This is a genomic window from Roseiflexus castenholzii DSM 13941, assembly GCF_000017805.1.
Lineage (GTDB): Bacteria > Chloroflexota > Chloroflexia > Chloroflexales > Roseiflexaceae > Roseiflexus > Roseiflexus castenholzii.
The window spans coordinates 5,207,976-5,230,035 of sequence record NC_009767.1 but is presented as its reverse complement, the minus strand read 5'-3'; the positions used below and the strand labels follow the sequence as shown (position 1 = coordinate 5,230,035).

Genomic DNA, 22,060 nt, shown 5'->3' with positions numbered 1-22,060 from the left:
AGCACGGCGGCTGTCGCTGGCTGCAACTGTGTGATGAGGTAGCCTATGCCCCGTCGAGGCACGATTGAACGGCGTATCCCACCGCCAGACCCACGCTACAACAGCGTGCTGGTGCAGCAGTTTATTAATAAAGTTATGCAGCGCGGCAAAAAGAGCATCGCCGAGAAGATCGTCTATCAGGCGTTCGACTTGGCGGCTGAGCGCTTGAAGAAGCCCGCGATGGAAATCTTCGAGACTGCCATACGCAACGCCGGTCCGGTGATCGAAGTTAAGCCGCGGCGCGTTGGCGGCGCCACGTATCAGGTGCCGGTCGAGGTCAAGAGCGACCGTCGGCAGTCGCTGGCGATGCGCTGGCTGCTCATGTCGGCGCGTGCGCGTTCGGGCAAACCGATGTATGAGCGCCTGGCTGCTGAGTTGATCGATGCGTACAACAATACAGGCGCAACGATCAAACGGAAAGAGGATGTGCAGCGCATGGCGGAAGCCAATCGCGCCTTTTCACACTACGGACGGTTCTGAAACGGTCTCACGATGGCGGTGAGCGCCATACGGTCTCCGGCGACCAGGTGCGGATTGATCAGGACATATAGCGCAGAAGAGGGGGAGAGTATCTCATGCCTCGTGAAGTGCCATTAGAGCGGATACGAAATATTGGTATCATTGCCCATATCGATGCGGGGAAGACGACGACGACCGAACGCATTCTGTTCTATACCGGTCGAACGTACAAACTTGGCGAGGTGCATGAAGGCACCGCAGTGATGGACTGGATGGAACAGGAGCGTGAGCGCGGCATTACGATCACCGCTGCTGCCACTACTGCTGAGTGGACGGTCGAAGGAACGCCGTATCGCATCAATATCATCGACACACCTGGTCACGTCGACTTTACGGCGGAGGTCGAGCGGTCGCTGCGCGTGCTCGATGGCGGCGTGGTGGTGTTCGATGCCGTCGCCGGGGTCGAGCCGCAATCGGAGACGGTGTGGCGGCAGGCGGATAAGTACCACGTGCCGCGGATCTGCTTCGTCAACAAGATGGACCGGATCGGCGCCAACTTTATGCGCACGGTGGACATGATTCGAGAGCGCCTTGGCGCAAAACCGGTGCCGGTTCAGTTCCCGATTGGCGCAGAGGATCGCTTTCGCGGCATCGTAGACTTGATCACCAACAAGGCGGTCATCTACGTCGATGATCAGGGCAAACGCGAGGAACTGGAGGCGATCCCGGCAGATGTCGCCGACGAGGTGGAACGCCTGCGCAATGAGATGATCGAAGCAATCGCTGAAACCGATGATGAGTTGACGCTCCTCTATCTCGAGGGCGAAGAACTCAGCGTCGAAGAACTGCGCCGGGCATTGCGCAAGGCGACGATCCAGGGCAAACTGGTGCCGGTGCTGTGTGGCGCTGCCCTGCGCAACAAAGGGGTGCAGCGCCTGCTCGATGCGGTTGTCTACTATTTGCCGTCGCCGGTCGATATTCCGCCGGTGCGCGGGACGCGCCCAGGTCAGATTGCCGGCGACGATGGCGTTGAGATGATCACGCGCCCGACATCGGAAGACGCGCCGTTTACCGGTCTGGTGTTCAAGATCGTCTCCGACCCGTTCGTCGGGAAACTTGCGTACTTCCGGGTCTATTCCGGCAAGTTGGAGACCGGCTCCTACGTGCTCAATTCGACGCGCAATCAGCGTGAACGTATCGGGCGCCTGCTCCAAATGCATGCCAACCATCGCGAGGAGATCAAGGAGGTCTACGCCGGCGATATCGCTGCGATGGTCGGACCCAAGCAAAGCTATACCGGCGATACGATCTGCGACCCGAATGATCCGATTGTGCTGGAAAGCATCCGTTTCCCGGAGCCGGTCATTCAACTGGCGATCGAACCCAAGACAAAGGCCGATCAGGATAAACTGGCGGTCGCGCTCGGCAAACTGGCGGAGGAAGACCCGACATTCCGTGTCTTCACCGACCCGGAGACCGGACAGACGATCATCGCCGGCATGGGTGAGCTTCACCTTGAGGTGATTGTCGACCGCATGCGCCGCGAGTATAAGGTCGAAGCCAACCAGGGCAAGCCGCAGGTGGCGTATCGCGAGTCGATCACGGTTCCGGCGGATGTGGACAGTAAGTTCGTGCGGCAGAGCGGCGGCAAAGGTCAGTATGGCCACGTTAAGTTGCAGGTCGAACCGCTCGAACGAGGGAAGGGGTTCGAGTTCGTCAACGGTATCGTCGGCGGCGTCATCCCACGCGAGTATATCCCGGCGGTCGAGGCAGGCGTCAAGGAAGCGATGGCAAGCGGCGTGATCGCCGGCTACCCGGTCGTCGATATCAAAGTCACGCTCTACGATGGCTCGTACCACGAGGTTGACTCATCAGAAATGGCATTCAAGATCGCCGCCTCGATGGGGCTGAAGGAAGCGGTGCGTAAAGGACGTCCGATCCTGCTCGAACCGGTAATGAAGGTCGAAATTGTGACGCCGGAAGATTTTCTCGGCGCCGTTCTTGGCGATATCAACTCGCGCCGCGGTCACGTCGAGGGCATGGAGGCGCGCGGCAATGCGCAGGTTATTCGGGCATACGTCCCGCTGGCGTCCATGTTCGGCTATACGACCGACCTGCGATCGGCAACGCAGGGGCGCGCTACGTCGTCGATGGAGTTCGCTTATTACCAACCGCTGCCGGATGCTCTGGCAAAGGAGATCATCGAAAAACGGCGCGGCTAGTCCGTCCTGTCGTTCAGGGTATCGATTTGTAAGCACTCTGCAAGGAGTAGTCACACCCATGGCAAAGCAGAAGTTTGAGCGCACCAAGCCACACGTCAACGTCGGCACCATCGGCCACGTGGACCACGGCAAAACGACGCTGACCGCCGCGATCACCAAGGTGCTCGCCCTGCAAGGCGCGGCGCAGTTCGTCTCCTACGACCAGATCGATAACGCGCCTGAAGAGCGCGCGCGCGGCATCACCATCGCCATTCGCCACGTCGAGTATCAGACCGCCAAGCGCCACTATGCGCACGTCGATTGTCCGGGGCACGCCGACTATATCAAGAATATGATCACCGGCGCGGCCCAGATGGACGGCGCCATCCTGGTCGTCTCGGCGCCGGACGGTCCGATGCCGCAGACGCGCGAGCACGTGCTGCTGGCGCGCCAGGTGCAGGTGCCGGCGATGGTCGTGTTCCTCAATAAGGTCGATATGATGGACGATGAGGAACTGCTCGAACTCGTCGAACTCGAACTGCGCGAATTGCTCAGCAATCACGGCTTCCCCGGCGACGAGATTCCGATTATTCGCGGCAGCGCGCTCGCGGCGCTGTCGAGCACGTCGACCGACATCAACGCGCCGGAGTATCAGTGCATTCTCGACCTGATGAATGCGGTGGACGAGTACATCCCGACGCCGGTGCGCGAAGTCGATAAGCCGTTCCTGATGCCGATTGAAGATGTGTTCGGCATCAAGGGGCGCGGGACGGTGGTGACGGGGCGAATCGAGCGCGGCAAGGTGAAGATGGGGGATACGGTCGAGATTGTCGGGATGAGCCACGAGGCGCCGAAGAAGACGGTGGTGACCGGGGTGGAGATGTTCCAGAAGACGCTCGACGAAGGGATCGCGGGGGATAACGTGGGGGTGCTGCTGCGCGGCATCGAGCGGACGGAAGTGGAGCGCGGGCAGGTGCTGGCGGCGCCGGGGTCGATCAAGCCGCACGCGAAGTTCAAAGCGAATGTGTATGTGCTGAAGAAGGAGGAAGGGGGGCGGCATACGCCGTTCTTTCCGGGGTACCGACCGCAGTTCTACATTCGGACGACGGACGTGACGGGGGCGATCAGCCTGCCGGCGGGGGTGGAGATGGTGATGCCGGGCGATAACATCGAGATGCTGGTGGAGTTGATCGTGCCGGTGGCGATTGAGGAAGGGTTGCGCTTCGCCATCCGCGAAGGCGGACGCACCGTCGGCGCTGGCGTCGTCTCGGCGATTGTCGATTAGTTCCGGGTTTCGGGTTCCGGGTTCTGCGCGATGGGTGGCGTCACCCGCCAGCCAGGAACCCAAACCCTGACCCCTACCCCCTAAACGAGGCGCATATGGCGAAACAAAAGGTTCGCATCCGACTCAAGGCATACGACCATAAGATTCTCGATCAATCGGCGCGACAGATCGTTGAGGCTGCGGAACGCACCGGGGCGCTGGTTGCAGGTCCGGTGCCGTTGCCGACCAAAATCGAAAAGTATAGCGTCATTCGTTCGCCATTTATTGACAAAGACTCGCAGGAACAGTTTGAGATTCGCACTCATAAGCGCTTGATCGATGTGCTCGATCCAAGCCAGCAGACGATCAATGCGTTGATGAAACTCAATCTGCCGGCGGGTGTCGATATCGAGATCAAGCTGTAATTCTGAGGAAAAGCAGCCGCTGCGGTGGATGAGCACACGCATGCTGCGGAGGTGCAATTGTGATCGAAGGATTGCTTGGGCGCAAGATCGGCATGACCCAGGTTTTCGACCCAACCGGTCAGGTCATTCCGGTGACCATTATTGAAGTGGGTCCCTGCGTCGTCACGCAAATCCGCACAAAAGAGCGGGATGGGTACGAAGCCGTCCAGATCGGGTACCAGGAGGTTCGGGCGAAAAGCCTGACAAAACCTGAGCAGGGGCATCTGCGCGGCGCGGGGAAGCTGTTGCGCCACCTGCGCGAGTTCCGTACCGACAATATTGCCGATCATAAGGTCGGTGATGTATTGACCGTCGAGATGTTCGCGCCAGGTCAGCGGGTCGACGTCATTGGCACGTCAAAAGGTCGCGGGTTCCAGGGTGTGGTGAAACGCCATGGCTTCGGCGGCGGTCCACGCACGCATGGTCAGAGCGACCGCCTGCGCGCGCCGGGTTCGATCGGCGCCGGCACCGATCCGGGTCACCTGTGGAAGAATACGCGGATGGCCGGGCGGATGGGCAATCAACGGGTGACCGTGCAAAACCTGACCGTTGTCGATGTCGTTCCAGAGCGCAATCTGCTGCTCGTGCGCGGCTCGGTCCCGGGCGCCAACAACGGATTGGTGATGGTTCGCCGGGCAATTAAGGGCTCGTAGGAGCGCTGGCTCTGATCGCATCCGCACAGCGCAGATACTTTGAGGAAGTGTCATGGAAGCCAAGTTGTACAACCAGTCCGGCGAGGAAGTCGGCGTTATCCAGATATCGGATTATGTGTTCGGGATTGAGCCGAATGTGCCGGTGATGCACCAGGCGATGGAACGTCAACGCGCCAATGCGCGTCTCGGCACACACAATACGCTCGGTCGCGGCGAAGTTGAGGGAAGCACGCGCAAACTCTACCGCCAGAAAGGCACCGGTCGCGCGCGCCAGGGGTCGATTCGCGCGCCGCACCGCAAAGGCGGCGGCATTGCGCATGGTCCCCACCCGCGCTCTTATACGAAGGACATGCCGCGCAAGATGCGACGCCTGGCAGTCCGCTCGGCGCTTTCGGCACGGCACCGCGACGGCGCAATTCTCTTTCTGGATCGATTGACGTTCGAGCAGCCGCGCACCAAAGATATGATTGCGGTGCTCAATGCGCTGAATCTGACCGGCAAGACGCTGATCGTCTTGGACCGGAAGGATGAGCATGTGCGTCGCTCGGCGAATAATCTGCCGAACGTCAAAACCCTTTTGGCGCATTACCTGAATGTCATCGACCTGCTCACTCACGACCATGTGGTCATGTTGAAAGCCGCCGTCGATGTCGCTCAGGGGTATCTCGACAAGCCAGCACACGCTGTTGCGGCGGACGTCAGCGAGGAGGGGGCGTGATGAATGCGCATCAGATCATCATACGACCGCTGATCACGGAGAAGAATACCAACCTGATGCGGTTCAACAAGTATTCGTTTGAGGTTGATCGCAACGCCACCAAACAACAGATCAAACGCGCGATCGAAGAGATTTTCAGCGTGCGTGTCACTGCCGTTCATACCATGAATGTGCGCGGGAAACTGCGCCGCCGGGGACGGCAGTACGGCTATACGCCCGATTGGAAAAAGGCGATCGTCACCCTGGCTGAAGGTGATCGCATCGACCTGTTTGAGGGAGCCTGATCGATGCCTGTGAGAAAATACAAACCAACCTCGGCAGGTCGCCGCAATATGTCGGTCTCGACCTTTGAGGAGATTACCAAGAAGGAGCCGGAGCGATCATTGCTCGAGCCGCTGCGGAAGAAAGCCGGGCGCAATGTCTATGGGCGCATTACGGTGCGTCATCGCGGCGGCGGTCATAAGCGCCATTATCGCAAGATCGACTTCAAGCGCGATAAGGTCGGTATTCCGGCAAAAGTGGCGGCGATTGAGTACGATCCGAACCGATCTGCGCGTATCGCGCTGCTTCATTATGTCGATGGCGAGAAACGCTACATCCTCGCGCCGCTCGGCTTGAACGTCGGCGATACGGTCATGAGCGGGCCTGCCGCCGATATCCGCGTCGGCAACGCCTTGCCGCTGCGCCAGATACCGCTTGGGACGCAGGTGCACAACATCGAGCTCGAAAAAGGACGCGGCGGCGTGATGGTGCGGAGCGCCGGGGCAGCGGCTCAGTTGATGGCGAAAGAAGGGAACTACGCCACACTGCGTATGCCATCGGGCGAGGTGCGCCGGGTGTTCATCGAGTGTATGGCGACGATTGGGCAGGTTGGCAATCTGGATCACCAGAATGTGCGCCTGGGGAAAGCGGGGCGGAAACGCTGGCTTGGGCGGCGCCCCGAAGTGCGTGGCGCGGCAATGAACCCGCGTGACCATCCCCATGGCGGCGGTGAAGGGCGCGCACCGCGTGGTATGCCGACCCCGAAAACTAAATGGGGGAAACCGGCGCGTGGCGTGAAGACCCGCCATAACCCGCGGACCGATGCCTTCATCATCCGCCGTCGAACGCGGTAACCATGAGTGTAAAGGGTAAAGCGTATGTCGCGTTCTTCTAAAAAAGGTCCATATGTCGATGTGCGGCTGCTCGGTCGTATTGAGGAACTGAACCGGGCGAATGAAAAGCGAGTGCTGCGCACATGGTCGCGCGACTCGACGATCTTCCCGCAGATGGTCGGGCACACCATCGCCGTCCACGATGGACGGCGCCACGTGCCGGTGTATATCACCGAAAATATGGTCGGGCACAAACTGGGCGAATTCGCCCCAACCCGGCTGTTCCGCGGTCATGGCGGCAAGAAGGTGGATAAGCGCGGCAAAATGAAGTGACGGGCGCGCAATCGAGGCAGCAGAGGTTTGACATGCAGGCAAAAGCAGTAACCAAATATGTCCGCATCTCGCCAACCAAGGTGCGCCCGGTAATGGACCTGGTGCGCGGCAAGCCGGTTGATCGGGCGCTGGCGATCCTGCGCTATTTGCCGCACAAAGCGGCGCGCGAAATCGCTCGCACGATTGAGTCGGCGCGAGCAAATGCCACCAATAACTACGATATGGCGCCCGATGCACTGGTGGTGAAGTATATCTTCGCTGATGAGGGTCCGGCATTCAAGCGCATTATGCCACGCGCCCGCGGTCGCGCCGATCGTATTCGGAAGCGGACGACCCATATTACGGTGATTGTCGATGACGGTGAGGAGATGTAGGCAGGCGGCGTGACCATACCGCCGCGCTTAAGAGAGCGAGGATCTATGGGACGGAAAGTGCACCCGATCGGCTTCCGCCTTGGATATATCAAGGACTGGCAGTCGAAGTGGTTCGCAGAGCGCAACTACACTGAACTGCTCCACGAAGACGTCATGCTGCGCAAAATCATTGCGAAAGAGCTTGAGAATGCGGGTGTGGCGCGGATCGATATCGAGCGCTCGGCGAATAAGGTCGAGGTGACGGTTCATACCGCCAAGCCGGGTATCGTCATCGGCAAGCGTGGCGCGAAAGTCGATGAACTGCGGGAAGAACTCGCACGACGGACCGGCAAGAAGGTCAAACTCAATATTCAGGAAATCCATCAACCGGAACTCGAGGCGCAACTGGTCGCCGAAAGCATTGCTGAGCAGATTAATAAGCGCGTATCGTACAAGCGCGCCATGAAACAGGCAGTGCAGCGCGCCATGCGCCTGGGGGCGCAAGGGGTCAAGATCAAGTGCTCAGGGCGTCTGGCCGGCGCGGAAATGGCACGCATCGCCTGGGAACGCGATGGACGGGTGCCGCTCCATACGCTGCGCGCCGATATCGACTATGCACAGGTGCATGCGCATACGACATATGGCCGTATCGGCGTCAAGGTGTGGATCTATAAGGGCGATGTCTTCCCCGACCAGAAAGGGCAGTTGCAACCGACGCAACCGGTGGTCGCCGCGCGATCCAGCGCGGTTGAAGAGGAAGAAGATCGTCCACAAAGCAAAGGCGGGCGCGGCGGACGCGGCGGACGCGGCGGACGTGGCGGTGAACGCGCTGGACGGTCGCGTGGCTGAGAGGAGGTATCGTGATGTTGATGCCAAAGCGTGTCAAGTATCGGAAACAGCAGCGCGGCCACAATCGCGGGATGGCGCATCGCGGGAATACGGTCGCTTTTGGCGAGTATGGCTTGATGGCCATCGAAGCGACATGGATGACGAGCCGTCAGATCGAAGCGGCGCGGCGCGCTATCAGCCATCACGTCAAGCGCGGCGGCAAAATCTGGATTCGCATCTTTCCAGATAAGCCGGTGACCGCCAAGCCCGCTGAAACGCGCATGGGATCGGGGAAGGGCGCCGTTGATCACTATGTGGCTGTGATCAAACCGGGCCGCATCCTGTTCGAACTGGCCGGGGTGCGCCCCGAAATCGCGCACGAAGCGCTTGAACGCGCTGCGCAGAAATTGCCGATCAAATGCAAAATCGTGGCGCGTGAGGATCTGGAGGGCGCAGCATGAAAGCCGATGAGTTGCGCAAACTGGACAATGAACAACTGCGCGCAAAATTGAAAGACTGCTACGAAGAATTGTTTAACCTGCGCTTTCAGCAGGTGATGGGAAAACTGACGGCTACCGGTCGTCCGCGAATGGTTCGGCGCGATATTGCGCGAATCAAGACAATTCTGCGTGAGCGCGAATTGGGCATTGAGTCGTAGGAGATACATCGATGACTGAAGGACGGCGTCGGCAATTCAAAGTTGGGCGAGTCGTCAGCAATAAAATGCAAAAGACGGTTGTGGTGGCAGTTGATTATCTGAAACCACATCCGCTGTATCGGAAAATTGTTCGCCGCACCAGCAAGTTTCACGCCCACGATGAACAACAGTGCCAAATCGGCGATGTTGTACGCATCGGCGAGACTCGCCCGCTGAGTAAAACTAAACGCTGGGAAGTGGTCGAGATTATTAAGCGCAATGAGGAGGCCTGACGATGGTGCAGCAGGAAACGCGCCTGCGCGTCGCCGATAATACCGGCGCCAAAGAGATACTGTGCATCCGCGTGTTGGGCGGCTCGCATGTGCGCTACGGGCGCGTCGGCGATGTTATTGTCGCTTCGGTCAAGGAAGCGACTCCCGGCGGCGCGGTGAAGAAAGGCGAAGTGGTGCGCGCCGTCATCGTGCGCACTGCTAAGGAGTATGGTCGACCCGATGGCTCGCATATTCGGTTCGATGATAATGCGGCAGTGATCATCGGGAAAGACAATAATCCACGTGGTACGCGCATCTTTGGACCCGTCGCACGTGAGTTGCGTGAACGCGCGTTCATGAAGATCATCTCGCTGGCGCCGGAAGTGCTGTGATTGCTCCAGGAGAACGTGCCATGCATGTCAAAACCGGCGATGAGGTCCTGATCATTACCGGCAAGGATCGCGGGAAGCGCGGAAAAATCAAGGAATCGCGCCCCAAAGAGCAACGGGTGATCGTTGAGGGACTGAATATTGTCAAACGACACATGAAGCCGCGCGGTCCGACGCGCCCCGGCGGGATTATCGAGATGGAAGCGCCAATCCATGTGTCGAATGTGATGCTGATCTGCCCGAAGTGCGGTCGCGCGTCACGCACCGGGCATCGCTTTCTGGAAGAGACGGACCACAAGGGCCGCCCCAAAAAGGTGCGGTATTGCAAAGCCTGTGATGCCGTCATCGATGAGTGAACGGCTTAACCGGAGCGATTGTTGCGCTCCGGGTTCCTGAGGAGTAGGGAATGGTACCACGCCTCAAAGAAAAATATCAGACCGAAGTCGTGCCGGCGCTGATGCAGGAGTTTCAGTATCGCTCGGTGATGCAGGCGCCACGGTTGGAAAAGATCGTCCTGAATATCGGGCTTGGCGAGGCGATCCAGAACTCCAAGGCGCTCGATGCTGCAACGTCCGATCTTGCGGCAATCGCCGGTCAGAAACCGGTTATTACGCGCGCCAGGAAGTCGATTGCAGCATTCAAAGTGCGCCAGGGGATGCCAATCGGCGTGATGGTGACGTTGCGAGGTCCGCGCATGTGGTCGTTCTTCGACCGGTTGGTGAACCTGGTGCTGCCACGCCTGCGCGATTTTCGCGGCGTCAGTCGCCGTTCGTTCGATGGACGCGGCAATTACTCGCTCGGTCTGCGCGAGCAGATCGTGTTCCCGGAGATTGATTACGATAAAGTCGATAAACTCCGGGGACTCGAAGTGGTGATTGTGACCACGGCGCCCGACGACGAACAGGGCTATGCGCTGCTTAAGCGCCTTGGCATGCCGTTTCGCGATTAGTCCGGGCCAGGAACGTCCGCCGGAAGGACGTTGACCAGCCGGGAAGATTGATAAGGAGACCTGGTTTGGCACGAAAGGCATTAATGGTCAAAGCACAGCGGCCGCAAAAGTATACGGTGCGGGCCTATAACCGCTGTAAAATCTGCGGGCGTTCGCGTGCGTACATGCGCAAGTTCGGCATGTGCCGCATCTGCTTCCGCGAGCATGCACTGCGCGGGTTGATCCCCGGTGTCACAAAATCGAGCTGGTAGCAGGTGGAGCACAGATGAACATTGCCGTCAGTCCGGACATAAAGGAGGATCACAGTGAGTGTGAATGATCCGATTGCCGATATGCTGACCCGCATCCGGAATGCGTGCATGGCCCGCCACGCAACGGTGTCGATTCCGTCGTCGAAAATGAAACTGGCGATTGCGCAGATTCTCAAGCGCGAAGGTTTCATCCAAGACTTCACGGTGCAGGAAGGCAAACCGTACAGTACTATTGTCATTACTTTGAAGTATACCCCTGATCGACGACCGGTCATTACCGGGCTGAAGCGGGTGAGCAAGCCAGGGTTGCGCATCTACACCAAACGCGCTGATATTCCGCGGGTGCGCGGTGGGTTGGGGTTGAGCATTCTCTCGACACCTCGCGGTGTGATGGCGGGACATGAGGCCTGGCAACAGCGCGTCGGCGGTGAGGTTCTCTGTTACGTCTGGTGAGCAGCGCTGAGGAGGAGATCATGTCGCGTATTGGAAAAAAACCAATCCCGGTGCCACGCGGCGTCGAGGTGACGATTGCGGAAGGGAACGTGGTGACGGTCAAAGGACCAAAGGGAACGTTGATCCAGCGCCTGCCGCCGGAAATGATCATTACGCATGAAAATGGCGTCATTACGGTCGCGCGCCTTTCGGATCAGAAACAACACCGCGCCCTGCACGGGTTGACGCGCTCGCTCATTGCCAATATGGTAACCGGCGTTACAGAGGGGTATCAGCGAGTGCTGGAAATAACCGGCATTGGTTATCGTGCGGTGCGGGAAGGGAAGAACCTGATCCTTCAGGTGGGATTTTCCCATCCGATCCGTGTGACGCCACCCGAAGGCATCACCTTTGAGGTGATGGAGCGTCGGAGCGCCAATGAGCCGCAACAGGTGATCATTCGAGGTATCGATAAGCAGAAGGTTGGCGAGGAAGCCGCAAAATTGCGCGCGTTGCGACCACCAGAGCCGTATAAGGGGTACGGCATCAAATACCGCGAAGAGCGCGTGCGCCGCAAGGCGGGCAAGGCAGGCAAAGCGCGCTAACGCATTCTGTTGTCTTTTACGACTCAGCAAAGGCAGGGGATGGCAATCTCTGCCGCGAGGAGCCTATCACTATGGCACAACGAACACCACGAGAATTGCGCCTTCGACGCCACCGTCGCGTGCGCAAGAAAGTCAGCGGGACGCCTCAGCGCCCGCGGCTGTGCGTCTTTCGCAGTAATATGCATATCTATGCTCAGGTGATCGATGATACGGTCGGACGAACATTGGCGGCGGCTTCGACCGTTGAACCTGAACTGCGGGCATCGCTCGCCGGCAAGACGAAAACTGAACGAGCGAAAGTGGTCGGCGCCGCCATCGCAGAACGCGCCAGGGCGGTGGGCATTGAGTGCGTCGTGTTTGATCGCGGCGGCTTCAAGTATCACGGGCGCATCCAGGCGCTCGCCGATGCGGCGCGCGAAGGCGGCTTGAAGTTCTGACCATGTCGCTGGAAGGGATCAGCAACATTGTGCAGGTTGATGGCTACAGGCTCCAGCGCAGCCTTCGTCGCAACCTCTAGCCTTGATGGAGTGTGACAGTGATCAAGCGACGCATTCATACGGATGAACTTGAACTCGAAGAGCGCGTGGTGCAGATCAACCGCGTCTCGAAGGTGGTCAAGGGCGGGCGCCGCTTCAGTTTCAGCACCGTCGTCGTGGTTGGCGATGGGAAGGGGCACGTCGGCATCGGCATGGGGAAAGCCGCCGAGGTGCCGGAGGCGATCCGCAAGGGAGTGGAAGCAGCCAAAAAGAACCTGATCCGGGTGCCGCTTGCTGGCACGACCATTCCGCACGAGGTGCAGGAAGAGTTCGCCGCATCAAAGGTGCGCCTGCTCCCGGCTGCCCCCGGCGCCGGCGTGATCGCCGGTCGTGGTGTGCGCCCGGTGCTCGAGATGGCCGGCATCAAGGATGTGCTCTCGAAACGCTATGGCAGCAATAATCCGATCAACGTGGTGAAGGCGACGTTCAAAGCGCTCAGTTCGTTGACATCACTCGAAGAGCAGGCACGTATGCGCGGCATGACGCCAAGAGAACTGCACCTGCGGCGCATGCGTCGCGAGCCGGCGTCGCAGGAGGCTTAACTGATGTCCAAGTTGAAAATCACGTATCGCAAGAGTGCGATAGGATACAGTCACGACCAGAAAGCAACGATCCGATCGCTCGGATTGCGTCGGCTCAACAGCGTCGTCGTTCACGATGATACGCCGACGATCCGCGGTATGATTTTCAAGGTTCGCCACCTGGTCAGCGTTGAGGAACTGCCGGACCGCGACGCGCCGGCCGACCATCCAGGCGATGACATGAAACGTTAACGTGGGACGCACTCACGGCGCTAAACTCACTGCTGGCCCGCAGGCGTGATGGAGAAAGAGCGATCATGAAATTGCACGACTTGAAGCCCGCACTGGGCGCGCATCGCAAGCGGAAGCGCATCGGACGCGGCATTGGTTCCGGCAAGGGCAAAACCGGCGGGAAGGGCATGATGGGACAGAAGGCGCGCTCCGGTCCTAATCCATCCCCTTCCTTCGAGGGCGGGCAGATGCGCATTACCCGCAAAATGCCGAAACTGCGCGGTTTCAAAAACCGCTGGCGGATCGAGTATCAGATTATCAATACCGGTCAACTCAACAATGTGCCGGATGGCACCGAACTGACGATCAACGCAATGATCGAGCAGGGATGGGTTCAGCCGGCAAAGCCGGTCAAAATCCTTGGCGACGGTGAACTGGAGCGCAAACTGACGATCCATGCGCATAAGTTCAGCGCCAGTGCGCGCGCGCGCATCGAGGCGGCTGGCGGCGCTGCCATCGAAACGCCGTGGATCGTCGAACGGCGCAGCCGCAGCCGGGGACCAAATCCGCCCCGGCATCATCGCAAGGCGGAAGCGACGCCGGGGGCATGAGGCGATGGGTGGTCGCCGCACACCCTCGATGCAAGGAGAATCCTGAATGCTTGAATCGGTTGTCAACGCGCTCCGATTGCCCGATCTGCGGCAGCGCATCCTGTTCACGCTGGCAATGCTGCTGCTCTTTCGGCTGATTGCTCACATTCCTGTGCCGAACATCGATCCGATGGCGCTGGAAAGCCTGCGGCTCGCTTTGCAGGGCAATCAGCTCGCGCAGTTACTCAACATTTTCGCCGGCGGCGCATTGCAGAACCTGTCGGTTGCGGCGATGGGCGTCTATCCGTACATCACAGCGCAGATCATTCTGCAACTCCTGGTACCGCTCATTCCGGCGCTGGAAGAATTGCGGAAAGAGGGCGAACAGGGGCGCATGCGGTTGAACCGGATCACGTTCTACCTGACGATCCCGATGGCGCTGTTGCAAGCCTATGGGCAAACGTTGACGCTTGAACGCAGCCTCAGAACCGGTCAGGCGCTGTTTCAAACGCCGTTCGATATTGTCAATAATTTCTTCCCGACGTTCACAATCCTGATGAGTATGCTGGCAGGTACGATGCTGCTGGTGTGGCTTGGCGAGCAGATCCAGGAACGCGGGATCGGCAACGGCGTCTCGATGATTATTTTCGCAGGCATTGTAGCCGGTTTGCCGGGGTTGATCATTCAGGCATTCACCACCGTCGAACTGGGCGGGCTGGAACAGGCCATCGGCTTGATCGCCTTCCTGATCATCGCACTTGGAACGATCATCGGCATCGTGCTCATGCACGAGGGGCAGCGGCGCATCCCGGTGCAATACGCCAAGCGGGTGCGCGGCAATCGCGTGTATGGCGGGCAGAGCAGCCATATTCCGCTCAAGGTCAATATGGCAGGCATGATCCCGCTGATCTTCGCGCAGAGCATCATTATTTTTCCGGGCACAATCGCCTCCTACGGCTGCCCTGAACAAGTGGCGCCTCCCAACGCAAGCGTGCTGAAGCAGATCGCCTGCTTCACCTATCAGACGTTCAGCCCGCAGTATGGCGGCGGCACCCTGGTGTACTCGATCGCGCTCTTCGTGCTGGTTTATTTCTTCACCTACTTCTATACGAAGGTGATTTTCGACCAGCAGAATATCCCGGAGACGCTGCAACGCAACGGCGGATTCATTCCGGGTATTCGGCCCGGGAAACGCACTGAAGAGTATCTTGACCAGGTGGTGAGCCGAATCACACGAATTGGCGCACTCTTCCTGGGAACGGTCGCTATCTTGCCGTTCATCACCCAACAACTCACCGGTGTACCGATTGGTCTGGGAGCGACTGCATTGCTCATTGTCGTCGGCGTCGCGGTCGATACAATGCGGCAACTCGAAGCGCAACTGGTGATGCGGAACTACGAAGGGTTTATCAACCGTTGAGAGCGGGCGTTCGATGACGTGCAGAGGGTGATGCCATGGATATTATTCTGCTCGGAGCGCCTGGCGCCGGTAAAGGCACACAGGCGAAGTATCTCGAGGAGCACACCGGGATGGTGCACGTCGCCAGCGGCGACCTGTTCCGCGCGGCGCTTCGCCAGGGGACGGAACTCGGCATGCTGGCGAAATCGTATATGGACCGCGGTGAACTGGTGCCGGACGAGGTCGTGATCCGCATGATCATCGAGCGCATCAGTAAGCCCGATTGCATCCGGGGGGTCATTTTCGATGGGTTTCCGCGCACCCGCGAACAGGCGCGGGCGCTCGAAGCCGAACTCAACAAGCAAGGGCGCCGGATCGATGTCGTCCTGTATATTCGTGTGCCGGAAGATATGCTGCTGCGTCGTATCGCGGGACGACAGACTTGCAAAACCTGTGGCGCAACGTATAATATTTACTATTTCCCGTCCAAACATCCGAATATTTGTGATGATTGCGGCGGGAAACTGTATCAGCGCAGCGATGATACCATGGAAACGGCGCGTCACCGGCTCGAAGTCTATTTCGCACAAACGATGCCCCTGATTGAGTACTATCGCGATCAGGGGTTGCTGGTGGAAATCGATGGACGGCGTGAGATCTCACAGGTTACACGCAGCATGATTGAAGCGCTCACCATGTATGCTGCCAATGCGACGCCAACGGGCGATCGCGTCTAAGCGCGAAAGGAGTAGCATGTCCAAAAAAAAAGATGTCATCGAGATGGAAGGAACCATCACTGAACCACTGCCAAATGCCATGTTTCGTGTGAAACTCGAAAATGGTCACGAGGTGCTGGCTCATATTTCGGGGCGTATGCGGATGAACTACATTCGCATTTTGAAAGGGGACCGGGTGCTGGTGGAGCTGTCGCCCTATGATCTGACGCGCGGGCGGATTACGTATCGTTACAAGTAAATCGAGCAAAGAGTCCAGATGTGCCGGCGCGTAGTTGCACGGCAGCCGTTGGAGTGTTATTATTGTCAGTTGGTTCAAATACCGGGTTGTAGTCTGGAAGGAACGAAGATGAAAGTTCAGGCGTCGGTCAAACCGCGCTGCGAATATTGTCGCGTCATCAAACGCAAAGGGGTGCTGCGCGTTATCTGTAGCCGCCAACCCAAGCATAAGCAGCGCCAGGGATAGCATAATTCAGGCGGATCGGCGCGCCGATCTACAGGCGACAGACGGCTGTGCGGCTCAGGGGCGCGCAGCATCAGTGCAGGAAGAGGAGTGTATGGCACGCATTGCAGGGGTTGACCTCCCGCGCAACAAAACCATCGAAATCGCTATTACCTATATCTTCGGCATTGGACGCTCAAATGGGGCTGATGTGCTGCGCAAAGCGAACGTCAACCCTGCGACGCGGGTGCGCGATCTGACTGAGGAAGAGGTTTCGCGCATTCGTGAAATCGTCGAGCGTGAGTATCGCGTCGAAGGCGATTTGCGACGCGAAATTCAAATGAATATCAAGCGCTTGATGGATATCGGGTGCTACCGCGGTCTGCGCCATCGTAAGGGGTTGCCGGTGCGCGGTCAGCGCACGCGGACCAATGCGCGCACCCGCCGCGGTCGCCGCGGACAGGCCATCGGCATCAAGAAGAAGACCTTGAAGAAGTAATGCGCGTCGCCAGATGGGCATGATCGGTGCATCGCTCGTCTGGCGCGGGTGGACATGGAGAGAGCATGGCGAAGCAATCAGCAAAAGGTTCTACCACGACCAAACGGCAGCGCGGCAAGCGCCGCGAAAAAAAGAATGTGCCGCGTGGGCAGGCGCATATTCAGAGCACGTTCAACAATACCATCGTGACCATCACCGACCCGAATGGGAACGTGGTCTGTTGGTCGAGCGCCGGGCAAAATGGTTTCAAAGGTTCGCGCAAGAGCACTCCGTATGCGGCACAGATCGCAGCGGAAAATGCAGCGCGGAAGGCGATTGAGAATGGGATGCGCCAGATTGAGGTGTTCGTCAAGGGACCAGGCGCGGGACGTGAGGCGGCGATTCGGTCTCTGCAAGCGGCCGGCTTGCAGGTCACGGCGATCACCGATGTTACTCCTATCCCGCACAACGGCTGCCGTCCGCCCAAACGTCGGCGCGTCTGAGCAATCATAAGGGGTGATTGATGGCTCGCTATATTGGACCTGTAGGAAAAATCAGCCGGCGCCTGGGCATCGGCATCACCGAAAAAGGGCAGCGGATACTGGCAAAACGTCCGTTCCCTCCTGGACAGCACGGACCATCGGCGCGCCGACGGCAGGTGTCGGATTATGGCTTGCAACTGCTCGAAAAACAGAAGGCGCGGTATATCTACGGCGTGCTGGAACGGCAGTTCCGCCGTATATTCGAGAAGGCGCAACGGTTTCCGGGAGAAACCGGTGCGTATCTGTTGATACTGCTCGAACGGCGCCTTGATAATGTTGTGTATCGCCTCGGCTTCGCCACGACGCGCGCGCAGGCGCGCCAACTCGTGACCCATGGGCACATTACGGTGAACGGGCGCAAGACCAACATCCCGTCGTATACAGTGCGTGTGGGCGAGACGATTGCTGTTCGACCGGAAAGCCGCCGCCGCATGTACTTCAAAAACCTGGTCGAGAGCGGCGCGCTTGCCAAACACAAAGCGCCAGACTGGTTGCGCCTGAACCCGGCTGATCTGTCGGGCGAAGTAGTGGCAATGCCGCGGCGCGAAGATGCTGAGCCGGGCATTAATGAACAGTTGATTGTCGAGTTCTATAGCCGCTGATCTGGTCCGGGTTCCCGATGCGCGCGGTTGCGTTGACGCTGCGTCGCAGGAACCCGGCACATGTGTGTCAGCCAGAACAGAAAAGGAGGCGATCGTGCTGGACATCGCCATGCCAAAGATTGAAGTCGTTACTGCTGCCGAAAACTATGGGCGGTTCAAAATCGAGCCGCTCGATCCCGGGTATGGGCATACCCTGGGGAATGCGTTACGCCGCGTGCTCCTGTCGTCTATCCCCGGCGCAGCGATTACGAAGATCAAAATTGATGGGGTGTTTCACGAGTTCTCGACTATTTCGGGGATCAAAGAAGACGTCACTGAAATTGTCTTGAACATCAAAGGTGTTCGTCTGCGTTCCTATGCCGAACGTCCGGTGAAAATCTCGTTGTCGAAGCGCGGATCGGGCATTGTGCGCGCTGCGGATATCGACGCTCCCAGCAATGTCGAGATTGTCAATCCTTTCCACTATATCTGTACGATTGATCGCGACGACGCTATGCTGGAAATGGAGATGACGGTCGAACGCGGGCGCGGCTATCTGCCCGCCGATCAGCGTGACGCACTGCCCATCGGTGAGATCCCGATTGATGCCATTTTCACACCGGTGCCGAAAGTTAACTATGTGGTCGAGAATATTCGCGTCGGGCAGGCGACCGACTTCGATAGTCTGCTGATCGAAATCTGGACGGATGGCACGATCAAACCGGGGGACGCCCTGAGCCATGCGGCACAGGTGCTTGTGCAATATTCTCAGACGATCGCTGATTTCAATCGCCTCTCGACCGAAACAGAGTCAACGGCGGCGCCAAATGGGCTGGCCATCCCGGCGGATATTTATGATACGCCGATTGAAGAGCTTGATCTCTCGACACGCACCTACAATTGCCTCAAGCGCGCCGACATTACGAAGGTCGGTCAGGTGCTCGAAATGGACGAGAAGGCGCTGCTTTCGGTGCGCAATCTGGGGCAAAAATCAATGGAGGAGATTCGCGACAAACTGATCGAACGCGGGTATATCCCCCGGATTGGTCAGACGACGAACAGCTCTCCCGCAGGAATCGAGAGTTGATGAGGTAGAGGACGATGCGACATCGCAAGAAAGGGTTTCTGCTTGGCAGAGACAAAGAACAGCGTGAAGCGTTGATCCGCGGGCTGATGATCGCACTGATCGAGCATCGCCGCATTACGACTACGCTGGCAAAAGCGAAAGCAGTGCAACCGGAAATCGAAAAATTGATCGCACTGGCGCGCCAGGATACGCCACATAACCGGCGGATGGCGCTTTCGCGCCTGGCGAGCAAGACGGCGATGCGGCAACTCTTCAGTTTCGCGCCAACCGAATATGCCGATCGCACCAGCGGGTTCACCCGCATTACCAAATTGGGGCAACGCCAGGGCGATGGCGCGACGATGGTGCAGATTGAATTGCTCTGATGCGAAATATTGCGCTGCGTATCGAGTACGATGGCACGGATTTTGTCGGCTCTCAGTGGCAAACCAATGGACGGTCAGTGCAGGGCGCACTTGAAGCGGCCTGGCAGCAATTGACCGGTGAACGCCGCCGCATGATCCTGGCCGGACGCACCGATGCCGGGGTGCATGCGCGCGGTCAGGTCGCCAACGTCAGCACCAATACCCGTCATTCGCTGGCGACGATCATTCGGGGATTGAATGGCGTTCTGCCAGAGGATATTGGCATCCTCGCCGCTTGGGAAGTCCCTGAGGAGTTTCACGCGCGCTACTCGGCAGTGCGCCGTGAGTATCGCTATGTGATCGACAATGGGCGCACACCGTCGCCGTTGCTGCGCCGCCACGCCGCCTATGTGCCACGCCGTCTCGATGTGGCAGCCATGGATAGGGCGATCCAGCAGGTGATCGGGACACACGATTTCGCGCCATTGAGCGATGGGCCACAGGAAGGATCGACGGTTCGTATCTGTTACGATGCGCGTTGCACATGCACCGAGGTGTGGGGTCAACCGCTGGTGCTGATCGATGTTGCCGCGAATGCGTTCCTGCGGCATATGGTGCGCAACTTGGTCGGAACGCTGATCCAGGTCGGCGAAGGACGGATCGATGCCGATGGGTTCGCGGCTGTGCTGGCAGGCGCCAACCGACGCGCCAGGGTGCTGGCGCCGGCACATGGGCTTTACCTGATGGCAGTGCGTTATCCAGAAGATGGCAACGCTGCGGCGGATACGTTGGTCGCAGCGGTTGGAGTGACCGAGACAAGGATGCAACTATGAAAACCTACGCGCAGAAGGCGTCGGAGGTGCAGCGCGACTGGTACGTGATCGATGCGACCAACCAGACTCTCGGCCGGCTCGCAACACAGATCGCTACCCTGTTGCGCGGCAAGCATAAGCCGACGTTCAGCCCCTATATCGACGGCGGCGACTTCGTGATCGTCGTCAATGCCGAGCGTATTCGTCTGACCGGCAGGAAGCCGGAACAGAAAATGTACTATCGCCATTCGAATTATCCCGGCGGTTTTAAGGCGGTGTCGTTCAAGCAGTTGATTGCACGCCATCCTGAGCGTGTGCTGCGTTTCGCCGTCAAGGGTATGCTGCCAAAAACCCGCCTGGGGCGACGGCAATTGGCGAAACTGAAGATCTATGCCGGACCAAAACATCCGCACGCGGCGCAGCAGCCCAAAGTCTATGAACCGCGACCGCGCGGCTAGCAGTACACTGGAGCGAATCCATGATCGAGAAGCGCTATTTTCAAGGGACCGGACGGCGTAAGACGGCCGTGGCACGGGTGCGTCTGTTTCCTGGCAGCGGTGACATCGTCGTCAACAGCAAATCGATCCGCGAGTATTTTGGCGCGCGCGAGTTGTATGCCCGCGAGATTGCCCGACCACTCGAATTGACCGGGACTGCCGGCGCCTACAATGTTTTGGTCAAGGTGCGCGGCGGCGGCGTTAGCGGACAGGCACAGGCAGTACGCCACGGCATTACCCGCGCCCTGCTCGATGCCAATCCCGACTTTCGCCCGGTGCTGAAACAGGCCGGGTTGATCACCCGCGACCCGCGCATGAAAGAACGCAAGAAAGCCGGTCTCAAACGTGCCCGCAAACGACCTCAGTATACAAAGCGGTAATCACGTCTGGACGCTGTTACGCTATCTCCATTCTTAAAGGCGCGAAGGCGCAGAGAGACGACATAAGCGATTTGTGCCTCTGCGCCTTTGTGGTGCTCGCAGCGAACACCTCACCCACCGGCGCGCCGACAAGACCGCGCGTTTTAGCGACGCACCCGGATGTGGCGACGCAACGCTTCGACCGTGCCAGGAGCGCCGAACAGGAGCGGCTCACGCACCGCCCGACCATCGATGATTGCAGCAGGCTCAAAAGGCGCACCCGCTAACGTTATGCCGACCCCGCCGGCTGCACGCAGAACGGCAATGCTACCCGCCACATCCCAAATGGTTGCGTGTGTCAGAACGGCGCCAAGCGCTGAACCGCGCGCGACATAACAGATGGCAGCCGCAGCAGAACCCAGACTGCGCGTTTTACCGATAAAATCGATTTCGAGGCGCCGGTGAGCATCAGAAGGGATGGCCAACCAATCTTCACTCTCCCATTCCTGCTCTGACGTTGGATGAATGGATAGTGGTCGATGGTTCAGGAATGCGCGATTGTCGATTGCCCAATAGCAGTCGTCGGTTAGCGGCATGTAAAAGATCCCCGCATAGGGAATACCACGATGCAGCAACCCGATGGAAATGCCCCACACCGGCAACCCGGCCACAAACGACGCCGTTCCGTCGATCGGATCCAGCGCCCAGACATATTCTTGTGTGATGGCAAATCGCGTCTGCTCTTCACCGATGATGCCATGGTCTGGATAGCGCGCCGTCACTCGCTCGACCAGGATTCGCTCGATTGCAACATCCGCCTCGGTGACCGGACTGTTGTCGGATTTGCGCTGCGCTCTGGCACGATTGAACAGGTGAAGCGCGACGTCGCCGCATTCGCGCATCCAGGCGCATAGTTCTTCAATATCGATGTCGATCACATGCTGTCCTTGATGTTGTACTGCACGA

37 protein-coding genes are annotated in these 22,060 nt (G+C 58.7%); 36 read left to right on the top strand and 1 reads right to left on the bottom strand.

The genetic code is table 11. The features are described from left to right. Positions 1-45: 45 nt before the first annotated feature. From rpsG to rpsI, 36 genes are all read left to right on the top strand, one after another. Complete coding sequence (gene rpsG / locus RCAS_RS20920) at positions 46-519, top strand: 30S ribosomal protein S7 (protein WP_012122485.1); 474 nt, start codon at positions 46-48, stop codon at positions 517-519. A gap of 95 nt (positions 520-614) precedes the next feature. Continuing rightward, a complete protein-coding gene (gene fusA / locus RCAS_RS20915; protein WP_012122484.1) occupies positions 615-2,720 on the top strand; it encodes an elongation factor G in 2,106 nt (701 codons plus the stop codon). 58 nt (positions 2,721-2,778) lie between these two features. After that, on the top strand, positions 2,779-3,984 hold the full coding sequence (gene tuf, locus RCAS_RS20910) for an elongation factor Tu (RefSeq protein WP_012122483.1): 1,206 nt from the start codon (positions 2,779-2,781) through the stop codon (positions 3,982-3,984). Positions 3,985-4,079: 95 nt separating this feature from the next. Then, positions 4,080-4,388: a 30S ribosomal protein S10 gene (gene rpsJ / locus RCAS_RS20905; protein ID WP_012122482.1), complete on the top strand. Its 309-nt coding sequence runs from the start codon at positions 4,080-4,082 to the stop codon at positions 4,386-4,388. 59 nt (positions 4,389-4,447) lie between these two features. Continuing rightward, positions 4,448-5,080 (top strand): 50S ribosomal protein L3, encoded by a 633-nt coding sequence (gene rplC / locus RCAS_RS20900; RefSeq protein ID WP_012122481.1) that lies wholly within the window; start codon positions 4,448-4,450, stop codon positions 5,078-5,080. 52 nt (positions 5,081-5,132) lie between these two features. Continuing rightward, the gene (gene rplD, locus RCAS_RS20895; RefSeq protein ID WP_012122480.1) at positions 5,133-5,798 is read left to right on the top strand and encodes a 50S ribosomal protein L4; all 666 of its coding nucleotides are present in this window, start codon (positions 5,133-5,135) and stop codon (positions 5,796-5,798) included. Then, on the top strand, positions 5,798-6,082 hold the full coding sequence (locus RCAS_RS20890) for a 50S ribosomal protein L23 (RefSeq protein ID WP_012122479.1): 285 nt from the start codon (positions 5,798-5,800) through the stop codon (positions 6,080-6,082). Before rplD ends, RCAS_RS20890 begins: the two co-directional genes overlap by 1 nt. A gap of 3 nt (positions 6,083-6,085) precedes the next feature. After that, positions 6,086-6,913, top strand: a complete 828-nt coding sequence (rplB, locus tag RCAS_RS20885; protein ID WP_012122478.1) for a 50S ribosomal protein L2 — start codon at positions 6,086-6,088, stop codon at positions 6,911-6,913. Between the two features lie 24 nt (positions 6,914-6,937). Then, entirely contained in the window at positions 6,938-7,225 is a 288-nt protein-coding gene (gene rpsS / locus RCAS_RS20880; protein ID WP_012122477.1) for a 30S ribosomal protein S19, read from the top strand. 32 nt (positions 7,226-7,257) lie between these two features. After that, positions 7,258-7,599: a 50S ribosomal protein L22 gene (gene rplV, locus RCAS_RS20875; protein ID WP_012122476.1), complete on the top strand. Its 342-nt coding sequence runs from the start codon at positions 7,258-7,260 to the stop codon at positions 7,597-7,599. Between the two features lie 45 nt (positions 7,600-7,644). Beyond that, on the top strand, positions 7,645-8,427 hold the full coding sequence (rpsC, locus tag RCAS_RS20870) for a 30S ribosomal protein S3 (protein WP_012122475.1): 783 nt from the start codon (positions 7,645-7,647) through the stop codon (positions 8,425-8,427). Positions 8,428-8,441: 14 nt separating this feature from the next. Further along, the gene (rplP, locus tag RCAS_RS20865; protein WP_012122474.1) at positions 8,442-8,867 is read left to right on the top strand and encodes a 50S ribosomal protein L16; all 426 of its coding nucleotides are present in this window, start codon (positions 8,442-8,444) and stop codon (positions 8,865-8,867) included. Next, the gene (gene rpmC / locus RCAS_RS20860) at positions 8,864-9,064 is read left to right on the top strand and encodes a 50S ribosomal protein L29 (RefSeq protein WP_012122473.1); all 201 of its coding nucleotides are present in this window, start codon (positions 8,864-8,866) and stop codon (positions 9,062-9,064) included. Before rplP ends, rpmC begins: the two co-directional genes overlap by 4 nt. Positions 9,065-9,075: 11 nt before the next feature. After that, the gene (gene rpsQ, locus RCAS_RS20855) at positions 9,076-9,336 is read left to right on the top strand and encodes a 30S ribosomal protein S17 (RefSeq protein ID WP_012122472.1); all 261 of its coding nucleotides are present in this window, start codon (positions 9,076-9,078) and stop codon (positions 9,334-9,336) included. 2 nt (positions 9,337-9,338) lie between these two features. Beyond that, positions 9,339-9,707, top strand: a complete 369-nt coding sequence (gene rplN, locus RCAS_RS20850) for a 50S ribosomal protein L14 (protein WP_012122471.1) — start codon at positions 9,339-9,341, stop codon at positions 9,705-9,707. A 20-nt stretch (positions 9,708-9,727) separates the two neighbouring features. Continuing rightward, a complete protein-coding gene (rplX, locus tag RCAS_RS20845; protein WP_012122470.1) occupies positions 9,728-10,060 on the top strand; it encodes a 50S ribosomal protein L24 in 333 nt (110 codons plus the stop codon). Between the two features lie 50 nt (positions 10,061-10,110). Continuing rightward, positions 10,111-10,653 carry a 50S ribosomal protein L5 gene (gene rplE, locus RCAS_RS20840; RefSeq protein WP_012122469.1) on the top strand — a complete coding sequence of 181 codons (543 nt, stop codon included), beginning with the start codon at positions 10,111-10,113 and terminating at the stop codon, positions 10,651-10,653. Between the two features lie 65 nt (positions 10,654-10,718). Beyond that, positions 10,719-10,904, top strand: a complete 186-nt coding sequence (locus RCAS_RS20835; RefSeq protein WP_012122468.1) for a type Z 30S ribosomal protein S14 — start codon at positions 10,719-10,721, stop codon at positions 10,902-10,904. A gap of 54 nt (positions 10,905-10,958) precedes the next feature. Beyond that, positions 10,959-11,357 (top strand): 30S ribosomal protein S8, encoded by a 399-nt coding sequence (gene rpsH, locus RCAS_RS20830; RefSeq protein ID WP_012122467.1) that lies wholly within the window; start codon positions 10,959-10,961, stop codon positions 11,355-11,357. 20 nt (positions 11,358-11,377) lie between these two features. After that, a complete protein-coding gene (gene rplF, locus RCAS_RS20825; protein WP_012122466.1) occupies positions 11,378-11,941 on the top strand; it encodes a 50S ribosomal protein L6 in 564 nt (187 codons plus the stop codon). Between the two features lie 71 nt (positions 11,942-12,012). Continuing rightward, on the top strand, positions 12,013-12,378 hold the full coding sequence (gene rplR, locus RCAS_RS20820; protein WP_012122465.1) for a 50S ribosomal protein L18: 366 nt from the start codon (positions 12,013-12,015) through the stop codon (positions 12,376-12,378). Between the two features lie 98 nt (positions 12,379-12,476). Continuing rightward, entirely contained in the window at positions 12,477-13,019 is a 543-nt protein-coding gene (rpsE, locus tag RCAS_RS20815; RefSeq protein WP_012122464.1) for a 30S ribosomal protein S5, read from the top strand. A 3-nt stretch (positions 13,020-13,022) separates the two neighbouring features. After that, positions 13,023-13,250 (top strand): 50S ribosomal protein L30, encoded by a 228-nt coding sequence (gene rpmD / locus RCAS_RS20810; protein WP_012122463.1) that lies wholly within the window; start codon positions 13,023-13,025, stop codon positions 13,248-13,250. A 65-nt stretch (positions 13,251-13,315) separates the two neighbouring features. Continuing rightward, positions 13,316-13,840 (top strand): 50S ribosomal protein L15, encoded by a 525-nt coding sequence (rplO, locus tag RCAS_RS20805; RefSeq protein WP_012122462.1) that lies wholly within the window; start codon positions 13,316-13,318, stop codon positions 13,838-13,840. 46 nt (positions 13,841-13,886) lie between these two features. Further along, positions 13,887-15,239, top strand: a complete 1,353-nt coding sequence (secY, locus tag RCAS_RS20800) for a preprotein translocase subunit SecY (protein WP_012122461.1) — start codon at positions 13,887-13,889, stop codon at positions 15,237-15,239. A gap of 35 nt (positions 15,240-15,274) precedes the next feature. Continuing rightward, positions 15,275-15,955, top strand: coding sequence for an adenylate kinase (locus RCAS_RS20795; RefSeq protein WP_012122460.1), 681 nt, complete (start codon positions 15,275-15,277; stop codon positions 15,953-15,955). A 16-nt stretch (positions 15,956-15,971) separates the two neighbouring features. Beyond that, on the top strand, positions 15,972-16,193 hold the full coding sequence (infA, locus tag RCAS_RS20790; protein WP_011955923.1) for a translation initiation factor IF-1: 222 nt from the start codon (positions 15,972-15,974) through the stop codon (positions 16,191-16,193). Between the two features lie 108 nt (positions 16,194-16,301). After that, positions 16,302-16,418, top strand: a complete 117-nt coding sequence (rpmJ, locus tag RCAS_RS20785; protein WP_012122459.1) for a 50S ribosomal protein L36 — start codon at positions 16,302-16,304, stop codon at positions 16,416-16,418. Between the two features lie 91 nt (positions 16,419-16,509). Continuing rightward, positions 16,510-16,893: a 30S ribosomal protein S13 gene (gene rpsM, locus RCAS_RS20780; protein ID WP_012122458.1), complete on the top strand. Its 384-nt coding sequence runs from the start codon at positions 16,510-16,512 to the stop codon at positions 16,891-16,893. A 65-nt stretch (positions 16,894-16,958) separates the two neighbouring features. Next, the gene (gene rpsK / locus RCAS_RS20775) at positions 16,959-17,375 is read left to right on the top strand and encodes a 30S ribosomal protein S11 (protein ID WP_012122457.1); all 417 of its coding nucleotides are present in this window, start codon (positions 16,959-16,961) and stop codon (positions 17,373-17,375) included. A gap of 20 nt (positions 17,376-17,395) precedes the next feature. After that, positions 17,396-18,016, top strand: coding sequence for a 30S ribosomal protein S4 (gene rpsD, locus RCAS_RS20770; RefSeq protein ID WP_012122456.1), 621 nt, complete (start codon positions 17,396-17,398; stop codon positions 18,014-18,016). A 94-nt stretch (positions 18,017-18,110) separates the two neighbouring features. Beyond that, positions 18,111-19,082: a DNA-directed RNA polymerase subunit alpha gene (locus RCAS_RS20765; RefSeq protein ID WP_012122455.1), complete on the top strand. Its 972-nt coding sequence runs from the start codon at positions 18,111-18,113 to the stop codon at positions 19,080-19,082. Positions 19,083-19,096: 14 nt separating this feature from the next. Beyond that, positions 19,097-19,447 carry a 50S ribosomal protein L17 gene (gene rplQ / locus RCAS_RS20760; protein WP_012122454.1) on the top strand — a complete coding sequence of 117 codons (351 nt, stop codon included), beginning with the start codon at positions 19,097-19,099 and terminating at the stop codon, positions 19,445-19,447. Beyond that, positions 19,447-20,259, top strand: coding sequence for a tRNA pseudouridine(38-40) synthase TruA (gene truA, locus RCAS_RS20755; protein WP_012122453.1), 813 nt, complete (start codon positions 19,447-19,449; stop codon positions 20,257-20,259). The genes rplQ and truA overlap by 1 nt, the downstream gene beginning before the upstream one ends. After that, positions 20,256-20,696 carry a 50S ribosomal protein L13 gene (rplM, locus tag RCAS_RS20750; protein WP_012122452.1) on the top strand — a complete coding sequence of 147 codons (441 nt, stop codon included), beginning with the start codon at positions 20,256-20,258 and terminating at the stop codon, positions 20,694-20,696. Before truA ends, rplM begins: the two co-directional genes overlap by 4 nt. A 20-nt stretch (positions 20,697-20,716) precedes the next feature. Next, complete coding sequence (rpsI, locus tag RCAS_RS20745) at positions 20,717-21,115, top strand: 30S ribosomal protein S9 (protein ID WP_012122451.1); 399 nt, start codon at positions 20,717-20,719, stop codon at positions 21,113-21,115. A 143-nt stretch (positions 21,116-21,258) separates the two neighbouring features. Here the strand turns inward: rpsI and RCAS_RS20740 are convergent, their stop codons facing one another. After that, positions 21,259-22,032: an inositol monophosphatase family protein gene (locus tag RCAS_RS20740; protein ID WP_012122450.1), complete on the bottom strand. Its 774-nt coding sequence runs from the start codon at positions 22,030-22,032 to the stop codon at positions 21,259-21,261. Positions 22,033-22,060: the final 28 nt, after the last annotated feature.

Bases quoted from the DNA above. Each gene is read 5' to 3' on its own strand.
- rpsG (WP_012122485.1), top strand. From the start codon at position 46: ATGCCCCGTCGAGGCACGATTGAACGGCGTATCCCACCGCCAGACCCA.
- fusA (WP_012122484.1), top strand. From the start codon at position 615: ATGCCTCGTGAAGTGCCATTAGAGCGGATACGAAATATTGGTATCATT.
- tuf (WP_012122483.1), top strand. From the start codon at position 2,779: ATGGCAAAGCAGAAGTTTGAGCGCACCAAGCCACACGTCAACGTCGGC.
- rpsJ (WP_012122482.1), top strand. From the start codon at position 4,080: ATGGCGAAACAAAAGGTTCGCATCCGACTCAAGGCATACGACCATAAG.
- rplD (WP_012122480.1), top strand. From the start codon at position 5,133: ATGGAAGCCAAGTTGTACAACCAGTCCGGCGAGGAAGTCGGCGTTATC.
- RCAS_RS20890 (WP_012122479.1), top strand. From the start codon at position 5,798: ATGAATGCGCATCAGATCATCATACGACCGCTGATCACGGAGAAGAAT.
- rplB (WP_012122478.1), top strand. From the start codon at position 6,086: ATGCCTGTGAGAAAATACAAACCAACCTCGGCAGGTCGCCGCAATATG.
- rpsS (WP_012122477.1), top strand. From the start codon at position 6,938: ATGTCGCGTTCTTCTAAAAAAGGTCCATATGTCGATGTGCGGCTGCTC.
- rplV (WP_012122476.1), top strand. From the start codon at position 7,258: ATGCAGGCAAAAGCAGTAACCAAATATGTCCGCATCTCGCCAACCAAG.
- rpsC (WP_012122475.1), top strand. From the start codon at position 7,645: ATGGGACGGAAAGTGCACCCGATCGGCTTCCGCCTTGGATATATCAAG.
- rplP (WP_012122474.1), top strand. From the start codon at position 8,442: ATGTTGATGCCAAAGCGTGTCAAGTATCGGAAACAGCAGCGCGGCCAC.
- rpmC (WP_012122473.1), top strand. From the start codon at position 8,864: ATGAAAGCCGATGAGTTGCGCAAACTGGACAATGAACAACTGCGCGCA.
- rpsQ (WP_012122472.1), top strand. From the start codon at position 9,076: ATGACTGAAGGACGGCGTCGGCAATTCAAAGTTGGGCGAGTCGTCAGC.
- rplN (WP_012122471.1), top strand. From the start codon at position 9,339: ATGGTGCAGCAGGAAACGCGCCTGCGCGTCGCCGATAATACCGGCGCC.
- rplX (WP_012122470.1), top strand. From the start codon at position 9,728: ATGCATGTCAAAACCGGCGATGAGGTCCTGATCATTACCGGCAAGGAT.
- rplE (WP_012122469.1), top strand. From the start codon at position 10,111: ATGGTACCACGCCTCAAAGAAAAATATCAGACCGAAGTCGTGCCGGCG.
- rplF (WP_012122466.1), top strand. From the start codon at position 11,378: ATGTCGCGTATTGGAAAAAAACCAATCCCGGTGCCACGCGGCGTCGAG.
- rplR (WP_012122465.1), top strand. From the start codon at position 12,013: ATGGCACAACGAACACCACGAGAATTGCGCCTTCGACGCCACCGTCGC.
- rpmD (WP_012122463.1), top strand. From the start codon at position 13,023: ATGTCCAAGTTGAAAATCACGTATCGCAAGAGTGCGATAGGATACAGT.
- rplO (WP_012122462.1), top strand. From the start codon at position 13,316: ATGAAATTGCACGACTTGAAGCCCGCACTGGGCGCGCATCGCAAGCGG.
- secY (WP_012122461.1), top strand. From the start codon at position 13,887: ATGCTTGAATCGGTTGTCAACGCGCTCCGATTGCCCGATCTGCGGCAG.
- RCAS_RS20795 (WP_012122460.1), top strand. From the start codon at position 15,275: ATGGATATTATTCTGCTCGGAGCGCCTGGCGCCGGTAAAGGCACACAG.
- infA (WP_011955923.1), top strand. From the start codon at position 15,972: ATGTCCAAAAAAAAAGATGTCATCGAGATGGAAGGAACCATCACTGAA.
- rpmJ (WP_012122459.1), top strand. From the start codon at position 16,302: ATGAAAGTTCAGGCGTCGGTCAAACCGCGCTGCGAATATTGTCGCGTC.
- rpsM (WP_012122458.1), top strand. From the start codon at position 16,510: ATGGCACGCATTGCAGGGGTTGACCTCCCGCGCAACAAAACCATCGAA.
- rpsK (WP_012122457.1), top strand. From the start codon at position 16,959: ATGGCGAAGCAATCAGCAAAAGGTTCTACCACGACCAAACGGCAGCGC.
- rpsD (WP_012122456.1), top strand. From the start codon at position 17,396: ATGGCTCGCTATATTGGACCTGTAGGAAAAATCAGCCGGCGCCTGGGC.
- rplQ (WP_012122454.1), top strand. From the start codon at position 19,097: ATGCGACATCGCAAGAAAGGGTTTCTGCTTGGCAGAGACAAAGAACAG.
- truA (WP_012122453.1), top strand. From the start codon at position 19,447: ATGCGAAATATTGCGCTGCGTATCGAGTACGATGGCACGGATTTTGTC.
- rplM (WP_012122452.1), top strand. From the start codon at position 20,256: ATGAAAACCTACGCGCAGAAGGCGTCGGAGGTGCAGCGCGACTGGTAC.
- rpsI (WP_012122451.1), top strand. From the start codon at position 20,717: ATGATCGAGAAGCGCTATTTTCAAGGGACCGGACGGCGTAAGACGGCC.